14 protein-coding genes and 1 tRNA gene are annotated in these 15,410 nt (G+C 71.0%); 11 read left to right on the top strand and 4 right to left on the bottom strand.

Going from position 1 to position 15,410, the window contains the following annotated elements; genetic code table 11:
* The first annotated feature begins 4 nt into the window (after positions 1-4).
* Both ACWC1K_RS35785 and pdxR read left to right on the top strand, forming a co-directional pair.
* Positions 5-1,471: an aminopeptidase P family protein gene (locus tag ACWC1K_RS35785; protein ID WP_450837088.1), complete on the top strand. Its 1,467-nt coding sequence runs from the start codon at positions 5-7 to the stop codon at positions 1,469-1,471.
* A gap of 81 nt (positions 1,472-1,552) precedes the next feature.
* Entirely contained in the window at positions 1,553-2,920 is a 1,368-nt protein-coding gene (gene pdxR, locus ACWC1K_RS35780; RefSeq protein WP_450837130.1) for a MocR-like pyridoxine biosynthesis transcription factor PdxR, read from the top strand.
* A gap of 452 nt (positions 2,921-3,372) precedes the next feature.
* Here the strand turns inward: pdxR and ACWC1K_RS35775 are convergent, their stop codons facing one another.
* Entirely contained in the window at positions 3,373-3,819 is a 447-nt protein-coding gene (locus ACWC1K_RS35775; RefSeq protein ID WP_450837087.1) for an ATP-binding protein, read from the bottom strand.
* A 223-nt stretch (positions 3,820-4,042) separates the two neighbouring features.
* Here ACWC1K_RS35775 and ACWC1K_RS35770 point away from each other — a divergent pair, with 223 nt between their 5' ends.
* The 9 genes from ACWC1K_RS35770 to ACWC1K_RS35730 all read left to right on the top strand — a co-directional run bounded on the left by ACWC1K_RS35770 (position 4,043) and on the right by ACWC1K_RS35730 (position 13,971).
* Positions 4,043-4,876: a hypothetical protein gene (locus ACWC1K_RS35770; protein ID WP_450837086.1), complete on the top strand. Its 834-nt coding sequence runs from the start codon at positions 4,043-4,045 to the stop codon at positions 4,874-4,876.
* A 146-nt stretch (positions 4,877-5,022) separates the two neighbouring features.
* Positions 5,023-5,760, top strand: coding sequence for a YcnI family copper-binding membrane protein (locus ACWC1K_RS35765; protein WP_450837085.1), 738 nt, complete (start codon positions 5,023-5,025; stop codon positions 5,758-5,760).
* A gap of 82 nt (positions 5,761-5,842) precedes the next feature.
* Positions 5,843-6,496 carry an SCO family protein gene (locus ACWC1K_RS35760; RefSeq protein WP_450837084.1) on the top strand — a complete coding sequence of 218 codons (654 nt, stop codon included), beginning with the start codon at positions 5,843-5,845 and terminating at the stop codon, positions 6,494-6,496.
* The gene (locus tag ACWC1K_RS35755; RefSeq protein WP_351472906.1) at positions 6,493-6,942 is read left to right on the top strand and encodes a copper chaperone PCu(A)C; all 450 of its coding nucleotides are present in this window, start codon (positions 6,493-6,495) and stop codon (positions 6,940-6,942) included. Before ACWC1K_RS35760 ends, ACWC1K_RS35755 begins: the two co-directional genes overlap by 4 nt.
* A 13-nt stretch (positions 6,943-6,955) precedes the next feature.
* Positions 6,956-9,049, top strand: coding sequence for a copper resistance protein CopC (locus ACWC1K_RS35750; protein WP_450837083.1), 2,094 nt, complete (start codon positions 6,956-6,958; stop codon positions 9,047-9,049).
* An 8-nt stretch (positions 9,050-9,057) separates the two neighbouring features.
* Complete coding sequence (gene efeB, locus ACWC1K_RS35745; RefSeq protein ID WP_450837082.1) at positions 9,058-10,368, top strand: iron uptake transporter deferrochelatase/peroxidase subunit; 1,311 nt, start codon at positions 9,058-9,060, stop codon at positions 10,366-10,368.
* A gap of 34 nt (positions 10,369-10,402) precedes the next feature.
* Positions 10,403-11,335, top strand: coding sequence for a prephenate dehydratase (gene pheA, locus ACWC1K_RS35740; protein ID WP_450837081.1), 933 nt, complete (start codon positions 10,403-10,405; stop codon positions 11,333-11,335).
* A 543-nt stretch (positions 11,336-11,878) separates the two neighbouring features.
* On the top strand, positions 11,879-13,156 hold the full coding sequence (gene serS, locus ACWC1K_RS35735) for a serine--tRNA ligase (protein ID WP_450837080.1): 1,278 nt from the start codon (positions 11,879-11,881) through the stop codon (positions 13,154-13,156).
* On the top strand, positions 13,153-13,971 hold the full coding sequence (locus tag ACWC1K_RS35730) for an HAD family hydrolase (RefSeq protein WP_450837079.1): 819 nt from the start codon (positions 13,153-13,155) through the stop codon (positions 13,969-13,971). Before serS ends, ACWC1K_RS35730 begins: the two co-directional genes overlap by 4 nt.
* 15 nt (positions 13,972-13,986) lie before the next feature.
* On the opposite strand, the gene ACWC1K_RS35725 is transcribed toward ACWC1K_RS35730, so the two are convergent.
* The 3 genes from ACWC1K_RS35725 to ACWC1K_RS35715 form a co-directional block, all read right to left on the bottom strand.
* A tRNA-OTHER gene (locus ACWC1K_RS35725) sits at positions 13,987-14,092 on the bottom strand.
* Between the two features lie 293 nt (positions 14,093-14,385).
* Complete coding sequence (locus tag ACWC1K_RS35720) at positions 14,386-14,586, bottom strand: SGM_3592 family protein (RefSeq protein ID WP_450837078.1); 201 nt, start codon at positions 14,584-14,586, stop codon at positions 14,386-14,388.
* Between the two features lie 103 nt (positions 14,587-14,689).
* Entirely contained in the window at positions 14,690-15,409 is a 720-nt protein-coding gene (locus tag ACWC1K_RS35715) for an ABC transporter permease subunit (protein WP_450837077.1), read from the bottom strand.
* Position 15,410: the final 1 nt, after the last annotated feature.

Genomic DNA, 15,410 nt, shown 5'->3' with positions numbered 1-15,410 from the left:
GAGGATGACCGTGGCAGACGAGCTCACGCCGGCGACCCCGGAAGCTGAGTCCGAAGAGCCGATCAAGCAGCGGAAGAACGGCCTGTACCCGGGCGTGTCCGACGAGCTGGCCGAGAACATGAAGTCCGGCTGGGCCGACACGGAGCTGCGTGACCTGGAGCCGATCGCCCAGGCCGCCGAGACCGCCGCGCGGCGCGCCGCGCTGTCGGCGCGTTTCCCGGGCGAGCGTCTGGTGATCCCCGCGGGCAACCTGAAGACCCGCTCGAACGACACGGAGTACGCCTTCCGGGCGTCCGTCGAGTACGCGTACCTCACCGGCAACCAGACCGAGGACGGCGTGCTGGTCCTGGAGCCGACCGCGGACGGTCACCAGGAGACGATCTACCTCCTGCCGCGCTCCGACCGGGAGAACGGCGAGTTCTGGCTCTCCGGCCAGGGCGAGCTGTGGGTCGGCCGCCGGCACTCCCTCACCGAGGCGGCGAAGCTGTACGGCATCCCCGCCTCCGACGTGCGTGAACTGGCCGACGCGCTGCGCGAGGCCACCGGCCCGGTGCGGGTCGTGCGCGGGTACGACGCCGGGATCGAGGCCGCGCTGACCGACAAGGTCACCGCCGAGCGCGACGAGGAGCTGCGGGTCTTCCTCTCCGAGGCGCGGCTGGTCAAGGACGAGTTCGAGATCGGCGAGCTGCAGAAGGCGGTCGACTCGACGGTCCGCGGCTTCGAGGACGTCGTACGCGTTCTGGACAAGGCCGAGGCGACCTCCGAGCGGTACATCGAGGGCACGTTCTTCCTCCGCGCGCGCGTCGAGGGCAACGACGTCGGCTACGGCACGATCGCCGCCGCCGGGCCGCACGCCTGCACGCTGCACTGGGTGCGCAACGACGGGCCGGTGCGCTCGGGCGACCTGCTGCTGCTGGACGCGGGCGTCGAGACGCACACGTACTACACGGCCGACGTCACGCGCACCCTGCCGATCAGCGGGCGGTTCACCGAGATCCAGAAGAAGATCTACGACGCCGTGTACGACGCCCAGGAGGCCGGTATCGCGGCGGTGCAGCCGGGCGGCAAGTACCGCGACTTCCACGACGCCGCACAGCGCGTGCTCACCGAGCGGCTCGTCGAGTGGGGGCTCGTGGAGGGGCCCGTGGAGCGGGTGCTGGAGCTCGGGCTGCAGCGGCGGTGGACGCTGCACGGCACCGGGCACATGCTCGGCATGGACGTGCACGACTGCGCTGCCGCGCGTGTGGAGTCGTACGTCGACGGGACGCTGGAGCCCGGGATGGTGCTCACGGTCGAGCCCGGTCTGTACTTCCAGGCCGACGACCTGACCGTGCCGGAGGAGTACCGGGGGATCGGCGTCCGGATCGAGGACGACATCCTGGTGACGGCCGACGGCAACCGGAACCTGTCGGACGGGCTGCCGCGCCGGTCCGACGAGGTCGAGGCCTGGATGGCCGCGCTCAAGAGCTGATACGAGAGGGATGGCCGGGTACCAGGGAGGTGCCCGGCCATTGACGTGCCTGGATTCACCAACCTGGGGGGGAGCGTCGTCGTGGACGACTTCTGGTCCGGCGTCGGAATCGACCTGCATCTCGAGCCCGATTCCGGCGACGGGCGGCGGGTCGGGCTCGAGCGGGCGCTCCGGGACGCCGTGCGGGACGGGCGGCTCGCGCCGGGGACGCGGCTGCCCGCCACCCGGCGGCTCGCCACCGAGCTCGGTGTCTCGCGGGGGACCGCCAAGGCCGCCTACGACCAGCTGGTGGCCGAGGGGTATCTGACGGCCCGGCAGGGGTCCGGTACGCAGGTCGCCTCGTTGCCCTCCCTGGACGCGGATGCACCGGAAGCGGCCGCACGCGCGCGTACCCCGCGTTTTGATCTGCGGCCCGGCAGTCCGGACGTCGGGGCGTTCCCGGCGGCGGCCTGGCTGCGGGCGCTGCGGCGGGCCATCGCGACGGCGCCGCTGCTGGCGTACGACTACGGGGATCCGCGCGGCCGTATCGAGCTGCGGACCGCGCTGTCGGGGTATCTCGGGCGGGCCCGGGGGGTCGTCGCGCCGCCCGAGCGGATCGTGATCACCTCCGGCTATGTGCAGGGGCTGGCGCTGCTCACACGTGTGCTGGACGGTGCCGAGATCGCCATGGAGGACCCGGGTCTGCCGTTCCACCGGGAGGTGGTGCGGCGCAACGGGGGGCGGGTGGTGCCGGTGCCGGTGGACGAACGGGGCGTGTGCGCCAAGGAGTTGGGTGACCTCAAGGCTGTGGTGGTCACGCCGGCGCACCAGTACCCGACCGGTGTGACGCTGCACCCCGAGCGCCGGCGGGCGCTCACGGACTGGGCACGCGCGCGTGGCGGGCTGATCGTCGAGGACGACTACGACGGGGAGTTCCGCTACGACCGGCAGCCCGTGGGCGCGCTCCAGGGGATGGCGCCGGGCCGGGTGGTCTACCTGGGCACCGCCTCGAAGACGCTCGGGCCCGCGCTGCGGCTCGGCTGGATGGTGCTGCCGCCGCACCTGGTCGACGCGGTCGCCGACGCCAAGCTGCACAGCGACCACCACACCGAGTCCATCGGCCAGTTGGCGCTCGCCGAACTCATCGACAGCCACGCCTACGACCGGCACGTGCGCGCGTGCCGGCTCAGATACCGCAGACGCCGGGACCAGCTCCTGGACCGGCTCGGCGGAAAGCACGACGTGCGCGGGATCGCCGCCGGACTGCACGCCCTCGTGGAGGTCGCCGACGAGGAGGCGGCCCTGAAGCGGGCCGAAGCCGAGGGTCTCGCCGTCGGCCACCTGGGAGACCACTGGCACACGCCCGGCGAGGGGCGGCCGCAGGGACTCGTCGTCGGATACGGGACACCTCGGGAGCGTGCGTATCCGGAGGCGCTGGACATCCTGGGCAAGGTGCTGGAGGGGGCCTGAGGGAACCTCGGGCCGAGCGCGGCCGCCGCGACGAGGAATCCGAGGGCCCACGGGGCGCCCTTGTGGCCACCGCCGGCCAGGCCCACCGAGGTGCAGCGGCCGATCGTGCCCGGCTGTGGGGAGCTCGCCGATACGGCGGGCGGCGGCCATCGCCGCGAGGCCGGGCGCCAGCGCCTCGGCCGACCAGCGCGGGGAACCGTGATCCCGGCACCGGGCACGGGCGCCGAGCTCGCGCTCGGGCGGGCCCGGCTTGGGGGTGAGGGCCAGCTGCCCGGTCGGCTCGGTCCCCGCGGCCTGCGCCGGCGTCTCGTCCTCGCGGCTGCTCATCGCCGTACCTCAGGAAGAGGCCGAGGGACTTGCCGTGTCGGTGGGGGCGCCGATCCGCGGGGGGCCACCGCCATCGCCGGCGATGAGAACCAGCTGTGCATGCCGGGGAAGCCGAGGGCCGCCCCTCACACCGCCATCAGCGGTGAGTCGTCCCGCCACTTGAGGATCTTGTCGAAGCTCACCACCGTGCCCGCACGCCCCGGCTTGTGGCCGATGTGGACGTGGTCGGCCAGTTCCCGGATCAGCCCGAGGCCCCGGCCGTGCTCGGCGTCGGGGCGCGCGGGACGAGGAGTCGCGGGGAAGGCGAACCCCGGGCCGGAGTCGGTGACTTCGATACGGCACTTCTCGCCGTCGAGGTAGGCGGTGACCCGGTACGCCTCCGAGGAGGCGCCGTGCACCGCGTCCCCGCCGTGCTCGACGGCGTTCGCACAGGCCTCGGTGAGCGCGACGGAGAGGTCGTAGCAGACGTCGGGGTCGACGCCCGCCGTCTCCATCGTGCCGAGCAGCAGGCGTCGGGCGAGCGGAACGCTCGCAGCTTCACGCCGCAAGTGGAGAGACCACCAGATGCTCATGCTCCAGCCTCCAGGCCGCGGCTCGACATACCGTTTCTTATTGCCGCGCGCACCCGTGCGTAAGCACTGAGTTGACGTGATGCCGCCCATATGGGCGATGCGTCCTCAACGGAATCGGTGTATGTGCGGGCCGGTCGTACCAGAGAGTGACCTTCCGGTCGGTTCGGAACCTTGCGGACCTGCCGTAGGGCGCTCAGGGGGCCAGTGCGATGATGAGCCCGCCATGACTGCCCCCCACCAGCGCACGGTGCGCTCCGGAAACGATCTCCGGATGCTGCGGGCCGCGGTGTTCGCCGCGGTCTGCGTCGTGCTGGCCGCGGGCGGTCACACCCTCGCCTCCTGCGCCACGGTTCCACTGTGGACGCTGGGCGCCGGGTTCCTGGGGGCCGTCCTGGTCGCGGCACCACTCGCCGGACGGGTGCGCTCGCTGACCGGGATCACGGCACTGCTCGCGGCCGGACAGACCGTGCTGCACACGCTGTTCGGGCTCGGGCAGCAGACGGTCTCCTCGGGCGCGATGTCGATGTCCTCCATGACGCCGACGTCCGACGCCTCACTGGTGGAGCGGGCGGCGCGGCTCGTGTGCGGGACCACGGCCGCGGCGATCAGCCCCGCCCACGCCCGCAGGCTCCTCGCCGACGCCCGGATCTCCCCGGACACCGCCATGAGCATGGACATGAGCTCCATGCACCATCGGGCGGACGCCCTGTCCGCCGCCGGTTCCCCGGCCTCGCTGCTGCCGTCCCTGCCGATGCTGCTCGGCCATATCCTCGCCGCGATCGCCGCCGGCTGGCTGCTGCGCCGCGGTGACCTGGCCCTGCTGCGGCTCATGGAACTCTCGGCCCACTCCATGGCCGAGGGCGCGTTCGTACGGTCCCTGCGCGCGGCGCTCGCGCTGGTGCGCGCCCTGCGCGCCGGGCTCCCGGCCGCGCCCGAGGCGGGCCCGCGACCGCCGCGCACCGCGCTGCTCGCGCCTCCGAAGCCCCGCACCACCGCACTCCAGCACACGGTGATCAGGCGCGGCCCGCCGGCCGCCGCCCTCGCCCTCGCCGCCTGACGCGACGCGACCGCCACTCCACAGCCGTGGGGTCGGGGCCGCCGTCGTGCGGCACACGCGCGTGCCCGCACGTTCCGACATCCGTGCGCACGCGCTCCTCCGACCACCGGAACTCACTCGAAACCCGAAGTGGAGTGCATCCGTTCATGAAGGCTTCCCGTCTCGCGGCCACCGGCGCCCTCGCCGCCTGTGCCGTCGTCGTCCTGTCCGCGCCCGCGTTCGCGCACGTCAGCGTGCAGCCCGAAGGCACCGCCGCCAAGGGTGGTTACGCGGTCGTCGACTTCAAGGTCCCCAACGAGCGCGACGACGCCTCGACCACCAAGCTGGAGGTGACCTTCCCGACCGACCACCCGCTCGCCTCCGCCCTGCCGGAGCCGATGGACGGCTGGACCATCAAGGTCACCAAGTCCAAGCTGGCCAAGCCGCTCGAGGTGCACGGCAAGAAGATCAGCGAGGCCGTCTCCAAGATCACCTGGACCGCCGACGGCAAGGGCATCGGACCCGGCTACTTCGAGAAGTTCCCGGTCTCCGTCGGCGCCCTGCCCGAGGACGCCGAGGAACTGACCTTCAAGGCCCTCCAGACGTACTCCGACAACGAGGTCGTGCGCTGGATCGAGGTGCAGAAGGACGGCGCGCAGGAGCCCGAGAACCCGGCCCCCGTACTCGCCCTGACCGCCGCCTCCGAGGACGGCCACGCGCACGGCTCGACCGCCAAAGACGCCTCCGACGAGTCCAAGACCGCCGAGAACACCGCCGCCGACACCTCCGTCGCCTCCGACGGCACCGACACCACCGCGCGCGTGCTCGCTGTCGTGGGCATCGTCGTCGGCGCGCTGGGCGTGGCGTACGGCGTGCTCGCCGGACGTCGTCGCAGCGACGCCTGAGGCCCGTTCTTCCGTGTTGTGCACCGGGGGGTCATCAACCCCCCGGTGCACACCGGAGCTCTCACATCTGGGACATTTTTCTATGCGCAAGAAGACGTTCGTCGCGGCCGCGCTGCTCGCCGCCGCCACCCTGACCCTCTCCGCCTGCGGCAGCGGCGACGACAGCAACTCGCCCGTCGCCGTGGTCTCCGAGGACACCTCGCAGAAGGCCGCGACCGTTCTCGACAAGCCGTTCGAGAAGCCGGACCTCGTCCTCACCGACACCAAGGGCGACAAGTACGACCTCCGCAAGGAGACCGCGGGCCGGCCGACGCTGATCTACTTCGGCTACACCCACTGCCCCGACATCTGCCCGCTGACGATGAGCAACATCGCCGTCGCCAAGAAGCAGCTGCCCAAGGCCGAACAGGACAAGCTGCGGGTCGTGTTCGTCACCACCGACCCCCGGCGTGACACCCCGGCCGAACTCGGCAAGTGGCTCAAGGGCATCGACCCCCAGTTCGTGGGTCTGACCGGCGACTTCGCCACGATCCAGGCCGGCGCCCGCACCCTCGGCATCTCCATCGAGCCGACCCACAAGGACAAGAAGACCGGCAAGACCGTCTCGGTGCACGGCACCCAGGTCATCGCGTTCTCGCCGAAGACCGACGGCGGCTACGTCCTCTACGGCGAGGACGCCCAGGTCGACGACTACGCCAAGGACCTCCCCAAGATCATCAAGGGGGAGAACCCGTGAGGCACCTCGTCGCCCCCGCCGCGGTACTGGCGGGAGCACTGGCTCTGGCGGGCTGCGGCGGCTCGGGCGACACGAAGGCCGACCTGTCCGTCAGCTCCTCCTACATGCCCCAGCCCGTCTCCGACATGGCCGCGGGCTTCCTCACCATCGCCAACAAGGGCGGCACCAAGGACGAACTGACCTCCGTCACCAGCGACGCCGCGGGCAGCGTGACCGTCCACGAGACGGTCGGGCAGTCCATGGAGGAGGTTAAGTCCCTGGATGTCCCCGCACACGGTCAACTCGTGTTCAAGAGCGGCGGCAATCACCTGATGTTCGAGAACCTGAAGCGCAAGCCGAAGCAGGGCGAGAAGGTCACCCTCGAACTGCACTTCGCCAAGTCCGGCCCGATCAAGGTTGAGATGCCGGTCAAGTCGGCCACATACAACCCCGCGACCGGCCACTGAGGGAGGGACCACCGTGACCCGGACCATCACCCCCCGCCGCGTGCGGACTCTGGCGCTGCTGTTCCTGGCCGTCCTCGGCATGCTCCTCGCCGGTGCCGGGACGGCCTCCGCGCACGCCGCGCTGACCGGCAGCGACCCCGCCCAGGGGGTGGTGGTCGACAAGGCACCCAGCCAGGTCACGCTCACCTTCTCCGAGAAGGTCGCCACCTCCGACGACTCGCTGCGCGTCCTCGACCCCAAGGGCAAGCGCGTCGACACCGGCAGACCGTCCAACGTGAGCGGCACGTCGTACGCCGTGCCGCTGCACAGCGGGCTGCCGGACGGCACCTACACGGTGTCCTGGCAGGTCGTGTCCGCGGACAGCCACCCCGTCGCCGGCGCCTTCACCTTCTCCATCGGCGCCCCCTCCACGACCACCGTCTCGGTCACCGACCGGACGGTGGGCGGCGGGATCGTCGGCTGGCTGTACGGCTTCGGACGGTATGTGTCGTATGCCGGTTTCATCGTTCTGGTCGGCGGCGCCGCCTTCGTGCTCGCCTGCTGGCGGCGCGGCTCCGGCGTCCGGGCACTGCAGCGGCTCGTGGTCTCCGGGTGGCTCGCCCTCACCTCGGCCACGCTCCTGCTGCTGCTCCTGCGCGGCTCCTACACCAGCTCCGGCAAGGTCGGCGCCGTCTTCGACCTGAGCCTGCTCGGGCAGGTGCTGCAGACCAAGTCGGGCGCGGCACTGATCTCCCGGCTGCTGCTGCTCGCCGCGGCGGCCCTGTTCATCGCGGTGCTCTTCGGCGCCTATGACAAGCGCGACAACGAGGAGAAGCGGGACCTGACGTTCGGACTCGCGATCGGCGGAACCGTGGTGGCCGCCGGGCTCGCGGCGAGCTGGGCGATGGCGGAGCACGCCTCCACCGGGCTCCAGCCGGGCGTCGCGATGCCCGTCGACGTCGTCCATCTGCTGGCCGTGGCCGGCTGGCTCGGCGGCCTGTGCGCGCTCCTCGTGGCGCTGTACCGGTCGGACACCCCGATCGAGGCCGCGGCGGTGCACCGCTTCTCCCGGGTCGCCTTCGGCAGCGTCCTCGCGCTCGTCGCGACCGGCATCTACCAGTCCTGGCGCCAGCTCGGCTCCTGGTCGGCGTTCACCGACACGGCGTACGGCCGGCTGCTGCTCGTCAAGATCGGGCTCGTGGCGCTGCTCGTCGGGATCGCATGGATCTCCCGACGGTGGACGGCACGGCTGGCGGACACCGCCGTCGTGCGGCCGCACGAGGAAGCGGTGGAGCAGGACCCCTCGGAGAACGACGTCCTGGAGGTGAAGGAGCCGGCCGCCGCCCGGTCGGGTACCGGCCCGGCCAGGACGGCGACGGCGTCCGCCGACTCCTCGGCCGGCGAAGGACCGAGGGCCGCCCGCGGCTCCGCGGCCGACGGCGGCGCCACGTCCGCCACCGGATCCGAGGAGTCCGAGGAGCCCGGCGCGTCCGAAGCTGACGAGGCCCGGACCTCCGGTGACTCCGAAGCCCCCGCCCACTCCGAGCGCGCCGCCCAACTCGCCCGCCAGAAGGCCGCCATCGCCACCGCACGGCAGAAGCGGCAGCGCGACGCCGACCCCGACCGCTTCGGCCTACGGCGTTCCGTACTCGCCGAGGCGGGCGTCGCCGTGGTCCTGCTCGCCGTCACCACCGTGCTGACCCAGACCGAGCCCGGACGCACGGAACTGGAGGCCAAGGCCGCCACCTCGGCGTCCTCCTCCTCGTCGACGGCGGACTCGTCGTCCGGCGCGCTGACCCTGACCATGCCGTTCGACACGGGCGGCACGGACGGCAAGGGCATCGTGTCCGTGGACCTCGACCCCGCACGCGTGGGCGGCAACGACATGCACGTCTACGTACAGCGGCCCAACGGGCGCGCCTTCGACATCCCCGAGGTGAAGGTCGCCTTCACCCTGGAGACCAAGAAGATCGGGCCGCTGCCCGTCAGCCCCGACCACATCGCCACCGGACACTGGGCGACGAACGGGGTGCAGATCCCCATGGCCGGCGACTGGAAGGTCGCCGTGACCGTGCGCACCTCCGACATCGACCAGGTGACCGTCTCCAAGAACGCGCAGATCGGCTGAATCGCACCATGGCTGACAAGTCCATCCGGGAGGCCCGCACTCCCGACGCAGCTCACGAAGCGGCTCCGGAGAAGAACGTTTCCGGGAATGCGCGCTCCAGGGACGGCATTTCGCGACGGAAGCTGCTCGGCACCGCCGGCGCCACCGGGCTCGTGCTCGGCGCGACCGGCGCAGCCGTGGGGTACGCCGCCGTACCCTCCGAGGCCACCCCGCTCAGCTCAATCGGCTCCAATCGGGTGATGTTTCACGTGAAACACCAGCCCGGCATCACCGAGGGCCTCCAGGCCCGCGGCCACCTCGTCGCCTTCGACCTGACGGCAGGCGCGGGCCGCAAGGAGGCTGCCGCGCTGCTGCGCCGCTGGTCGGCGACGGCCGAGCGGCTGATGGCGGGCGAGGCGGCAGCGAGCGACGACACGGATGTCGCGCGGGACGCGGGCCCGTCCTCCCTGACGATCACCTTCGGCTTCGGGCACAGCTTCTTCTCCCGCACCGGCCTGGAGAAGCAGCGCCCGGTCTCCCTCGACCCCCTGCCCGACTTCTCCTCCGACCACCTCGACAAGGCCCGCAGCGACGGCGATCTGTGGGTGCAGATCGGTGCCGACGACGCCCTGGTGGCCTTCCACGCCCTGCGGGCGATCCAGAAGGACGCGGGCAGCGCGGCCCGCATCCGCTGGCAGATGAACGGCTTCAACCGCACTCCGGGCGCCACCGCCCACCCCATGACGGCCCGCAACCTCATGGGCCAGCTGGACGGCACCCGCAATCCCAAGCCCACCGAGTCCGACTTCGACAAGAGGATCTTCGTGCCGTCCTCGGGGTCCAACGACCCCGCCTGGATGGCGAACGGCTCCTACGCCGTCGTACGCCGCATCCGCATGCTCCTCGACGACTGGGAGAAGCTCTCCCTCAAGGCCCAGGAGGACGTCATCGGGCGCCGCAAGTCCGACGGAGCCCCCCTGTCCGGGGGCACCGAGACGACCGCGATGGACCTGGAGAAGACCGACGCGCAGGGCAACTACGTCGTCCCCGGCAACGCCCACGCCCGCATCTCCCGCCCCGACCAGAACGGCGGTGCCGCCATCCTGCGCCGTCCGTTCTCGTACCACGACGGGTTCGACGCGAACGGCGTCCCCGACGCCGGGCTCCTCTTCGTCTGCTGGCAGGCCGACCCCCTGCGCGGCTTCGTCACCATCCAGCGCAAGCTGGACCGCGGCGACGCCCTGTCGAAGTACATCCGCCACGAGGCGAGCGGCCTGTTCGCCGTGCCGGGCGGGGCGGCACAGGGCGAGTATGTGGGGCAGCGGCTGCTGGAGGGATGAGCCGTGTCTGCGTAGGGCCCATTAGGGTGAGGTCATGCCAGCGAGCTACGCGTATCTCGGCCCCGAGGGCACCTTCACCGAAGTCGCCCTGCGCACCCTCCCCGAGGCGGCCACCCGGGAACTGATCCCGTATGTGTCCGTCCAGTCCGCGCTCGACGCGGTCCGCGTCGGCGAGGCCGAGGCCGCCTTCGTGCCGATCGAGAACTCCGTCGAGGGCGGCATCACGACCACCCTCGACGAACTCGTCGCGGGCGCCCCGCTGATGATCTACCGCGAGGTGCTGCTGTCGATCACCTTCGCGCTGCTGGTCAGGCCGGGCACGAAGCTCTCCGACATCAAGACGGTCTCCGCCCACCCGGCCGCCCAGCCGCAGGTGCGCAACTGGCTCAAGAGCAACCTCCCGGACGCCCACTGGGAGTCCGCCGCCTCGAACGCGGACGCCGCCCGCCTCGTCCAGGAGGGCCAGTACGACGCCGCCTTCGCGGGCGAGTTCGCGGCCGCCCGGTACGGCCTGGAGGCCCTGGAGACCGGGATCCACGACGCCGAGAACGCGCAGACCCGGTTCGTGCTGGTCGGACGGCCCGCCCGGCCCGCCGCACCCACCGGCGCGGACAAGACGTCCGTCGTGCTGTGGCAGCGCGACGACCACCCCGGCGGCCTGCGCGACCTGCTGGGCGAGTTCGCCACCCGCGGCATCAACCTGATGCTGCTGCAGTCCCGGCCCACCGGTGCCGGCATCGGCAACTACTGCTTCTGCATCGACGCCGAGGGCCACATCTCCGACCGCCGGGTCGCCGAGGCCCTGATGGGGCTCAAGCGGATCTGCCTGGAAGTGCGCTTCCTCGGCTCGTACCCGCGCGCCGACATCGGCGTCGAGGACGTGCGCGCACCGCGCCAGGGGACGTCGGACGAGGAGTTCCTCGCAGCGTCGGACTGGGTGGCGCGCTGCCAGGACGGCCGCTTCTAGCCGGTCCGTCGGGCCGGTCCTACCTGCAGATTTTCGTTGTCCACAGAAGTTATCCACAGGCTGGCTTCTCGACCTGGGGACAAGTCGACACCGAAGCATGACTCTGTCGACAAATCTGCCTGCGGGCTCCTCTCGTGTCCATCGGATCGCATGTCACCGTTCGTCCACCTGTTTCCTTTAGGTAATCCTTTGGAGCGACCCCTTTCCACTCGAAAGTGGTGGTAAATCGGGGTCTGGGGCATGATTCCTCGGCGTGACCCACCGGTTTCGGAGTGATCAATTCCGAAATCCACAGACCCCTCACACAGCCTGTGGATAACTCCTCGGGGGGATGTGGATCGCTGTGGACAACCAAACCCCAAGTCCCGCTCCCCACAAGGGAATCGGGTCAACCGGGCGCCTGCAGCCTGCCTCGTCCAGGGAGTGAGACGCCTTTTGTTGACACTGTGGGCAATTCCCTCATAACGGAAGGTAAGCCGCAATTGGCGACTGTTGGGAATGGTGAGTCGTGGGCCGTATCCCGGCACCGGTAGCCTTGACCGCGTGATTGACCTTCGCCTGCTCCGTGAGGACCCCGACCGTGTGCGCGCGTCCCAGCGCGCCCGTGGAGAGGACGTCGCGCTCGTCGACGCTCTCCTGTCTGCCGACGAGCGGCGCAGGTCGTCCGGCGTCCGCTTCGACGAGCTCCGTGCCGAGCAGAAGCAGCTCGGCAAGCTCATCCCCAAGGCCTCCGCGGACGAGAAGGCGGAGCTGCTGAAGAAGGCGAGCCAGCTCGCCGCCGACGTCAAGGCCGCCGACGCCGAGCGCGACGCCGCCGACACCGAGACGCAGGAGCTGCTCCTCCAGCTCGGCAACCTCGTCCACCCCGACGTGCCCGTCGGCGGCGAGGAGGACTTCGTCACCCTCGAGACGCACGGCACGATCCGCGACTTCGGCGCCGAGGGCTTCGAGCCCAAGGACCACCTCGAGCTCGGCACGCTCCTCGGCGCGATCGACGTGGAGCGCGGCGCGAAGGTCTCCGGCTCGCGCTTCTACTTCCTGACGGGTGTCGGCGCCCTGCTCGAGCTCGCACTCGTCAACGCGGCGATCGCCCAGGCCACCGCGGCCGGCTTCACGCCGATGCTGACGCCCGCCCTGGTCCGTCCCCAGTCGATGGCGGGCACGGGCTTCCTCGGCCAGGCGGCCCAGGACGTCTACCACCTCGACAAGGACGACCTCTACCTGGTCGGCACCTCCGAGGTTCCCCTCGCCGCGTACCACATGGACGAGATCATCGACGCCGACCGGCTGCCCCTGCGGTACGCGGGCTTCTCGCCCTGCTTCCGCCGTGAGGCCGGCTCGCACGGCAAGGACACCCGGGGCATCTTCCGCGTCCACCAGTTCGACAAGGTCGAGATGTTCTCGTACGTCGCCCCGGAGGACTCGGAGGCCGAGCACCAGCGTCTGCTGCAGTGGGAGAAGCAGTGGCTGACCTCGCTGGAGCTGCCGTTCCGCGTCATCGACGTCGCCTCGGCCGATCTGGGCTCCTCGGCGGCCCGCAAGTTCGACTGCGAGGCGTGGATCCCGACGCAGGGCAAGTACCGCGAGCTGACGTCGACCTCGGACTGCACCGAGTTCCAGTCCCGCCGCCTGTCGATCCGCGTCCGTGACGGCAAGCAGGTCAAGCCGCTCGCGACGCTCAACGGCACGCTGTGCGCCGTACCCCGCACGATCGTGGCGATCCTGGAGAACCACCAGCAGGCCGACGGCTCGGTGTATGTGCCGCCGGTGCTGCGCCCGTTCCTGGGCGGCCGGGAGGTCCTGGAGCCGGTCGCCAAGTGACCGACGCGTCCGCAGCCCCGCGGTTCCCGTACAGACTCGTCGCCACCGACCTCGACGGAACGCTCCTGCGCTCCGACGACTCGGTCTCGCGGCGCACCCGTGACGCGCTCGCCTCGGCCACCGGGGCGGGCGCCGCTCACATCGTCGTCACCGGCCGCGCGGTCCCCTGGACCCGGCACATCCTCGACGACCTCGGCTACCAGGGCCTCGCGGTCTGCGGCCAGGGCGCGCAGGTGTACGACGCCGGGGAGCACCGCCTGCTGACGTCGGTGACCCTGGACCGGCAGCTGGCGGGTGTGGCCCTGGCCAAGATCGAGGCGGAGGTCGGCCCGCTGCACCTGGCGGCGAGCCGCGACGGCCTGGACGGCGACGTGCTGGTGGGGCCGGGGTACGCGCTCACCGGTGAGCTTCCCGTGACGCCGTTCACGGATGCGTCCGACCTCTGGTCGGCCCCGCTGAACAAGATCTACATACAGCACCCCGAGCTGTCCGACGACGAGCTCGCGGCGGCCGCGCGCGAGGCCGCGGGCGGCTTCGTCACGGTCGCGATGGCCGGCGAGGGCATCGTGGAGCTGCTGCCCCTGGGTCTGTCCAAGGCCACGGGCCTGTCGCTGGCGGCGCGCCGCCTGGGCATCAAGGCGGCGGAGACGATCGCCTTCGGCGACATGCCCAACGACATCCCGATGTTCGCCTGGGCGTCCTACGGAGTGGCCATGGCCAACGCTCACGAGGAGCTGAAGGCGGTGGCGGACGAGGTGACGTCTTCCCATGACGAGGACGGGATCGCGGTGGTGCTGGAGCGGTTGCTGGGCTAGTTCTTCGGCTTCTTGCGGAGGATGCACGGATCGAACGTGCGCGGGCTTTTTGGGCCCGACCATGACTCGCTGTGAATTGAACACAGCGCAAGCCAGTGCCTTACCACTCGGCCAATCCTCCGGGTGGGCGGCCCACGCGAGAGCGACATCGCGTGCTCGAAGCGGCCGCCCCGGGCAGCTCCCCGTGCGGAGCGGGTTCGACGGTGGGTAACTACACCGGAACCCGCCGCGGGCTGCCCTGTCGGGAGCTGGACGTACTGTCGTGCATGGACATCGCCCGGCTCCTCTCCCAGAACGTGGCGCCGGCGCAGCATCCGAAAGTGCGGGCGTCCGGCGGTGTGGACACAACCACTGTGCCTGTCGGACGAGTTGGACGCCACCGAATAAAACGACCGGACAACGGCCGTGCGGGGATCAGCGCCGCCGCCACTTGCGGCGCCGCCCCTTGCTGAAGAACCAGCCCGCCGGCGGCTCCTCGGAGCGCCAGGGCTGCGGCTCCGGCTCCTCGTTGCGCCAGCGTGCGGCGAGCATGCGGGCACGGGCAGACGGCTCGGAGGTCTCGGCGCCCCGTATGAAGTCCTCGTCCAGGACCAGTTCGTCCCAGTCGTCCGCCATTCCCGTTCCTCTCAGTCGTACCTCGCCCAGTGCCTCAGTCGTACATCCCCATGTGCCCAGTCTGCCCGGACACAGGTGAAGTCCCCGTCAAGGTCAGGACTTGTCACTCCTCACCGGCGAGCGTCAGCGTGCGCAGCTTCTGCCCCGCGAACCAGGTGGCCAGGACGGTCACCGCGACCAGGAAGACCGTGGCCGTCGTCAGGCCGACGTCCGAGGTGACCAGGTCGCCGCCGGCGACCTTGTGGGCGACGGCCAGCGACCACTGCTGGACGCTCAGCGTGCGCGCACCGGGCACCAGGGAGCCGAACAGGGCCTCCCAGACGAGCGCGTACACGAGTCCGAAGACCACCGCGTGCCGGGAGACCGTGCCCAGCAGCAGGAACAGCGCCGCGTAGGCGATGGAGGAGACCAGCGCGGCGACCGTGTAGGCGACGGCGATCTGCTGCCCGTTGCCATTGAGGATGAAGCCCGCGATGAGGGTGGGCAGCGCGGAGAACACCATCGTCACCGCGATCGCCACGATCAGCTTGGTGAAGATGATCGTCGACCGCTTCAGCGGCTTGGACAGCAGGTACACCACCGAGCCGTCGTCGATCTCCGGTCCGATCGCGCCCGTGCCGGCGATGACGCCGATGAGCGGCACCATCGTGGCGAGCGCAAGGCCGCCCAGCAGGTCGGAGGCCGTCTGGTCGTCGGCGCCGGCGAGGCCGCGCACGACGACGGAGATCGCGATCAGCAGCAGGGGCAGTGCGCCCAGGATGAGGGCCCGGCGACGGCCGAGCAGGGCCCGGTAGGTGAGCCGGGCGACTGTGGGGTCGTACATC

The sequence above is a fragment of the Streptomyces sp. NPDC001492 genome, assembly GCF_053597275.1.
This window is presented reverse-complemented; position numbering and strand designations above follow the sequence as displayed.

Excerpts from the sequence above, each read along its gene's own strand:
- ACWC1K_RS35785 (WP_450837088.1), top strand. The coding sequence starts at position 5 with ATGACCGTGGCAGACGAGCTCACGCCGGCGACCCCGGAAGCTGAGTCC.
- ACWC1K_RS35775 (WP_450837087.1), bottom strand. The coding sequence starts at position 3,819 with ATGAGCATCTGGTGGTCTCTCCACTTGCGGCGTGAAGCTGCGAGCGTT.
- ACWC1K_RS35770 (WP_450837086.1), top strand. The coding sequence starts at position 4,043 with ATGACTGCCCCCCACCAGCGCACGGTGCGCTCCGGAAACGATCTCCGG.
- ACWC1K_RS35765 (WP_450837085.1), top strand. The coding sequence starts at position 5,023 with ATGAAGGCTTCCCGTCTCGCGGCCACCGGCGCCCTCGCCGCCTGTGCC.
- ACWC1K_RS35760 (WP_450837084.1), top strand. The coding sequence starts at position 5,843 with ATGCGCAAGAAGACGTTCGTCGCGGCCGCGCTGCTCGCCGCCGCCACC.
- efeB (WP_450837082.1), top strand. The coding sequence starts at position 9,058 with ATGGCTGACAAGTCCATCCGGGAGGCCCGCACTCCCGACGCAGCTCAC.
- pheA (WP_450837081.1), top strand. The coding sequence starts at position 10,403 with ATGCCAGCGAGCTACGCGTATCTCGGCCCCGAGGGCACCTTCACCGAA.
- ACWC1K_RS35720 (WP_450837078.1), bottom strand. The coding sequence starts at position 14,586 with ATGGCGGACGACTGGGACGAACTGGTCCTGGACGAGGACTTCATACGG.
- ACWC1K_RS35715 (WP_450837077.1), bottom strand. The coding sequence starts at position 15,409 with ATGTACGACCCCACAGTCGCCCGGCTCACCTACCGGGCCCTGCTCGGC.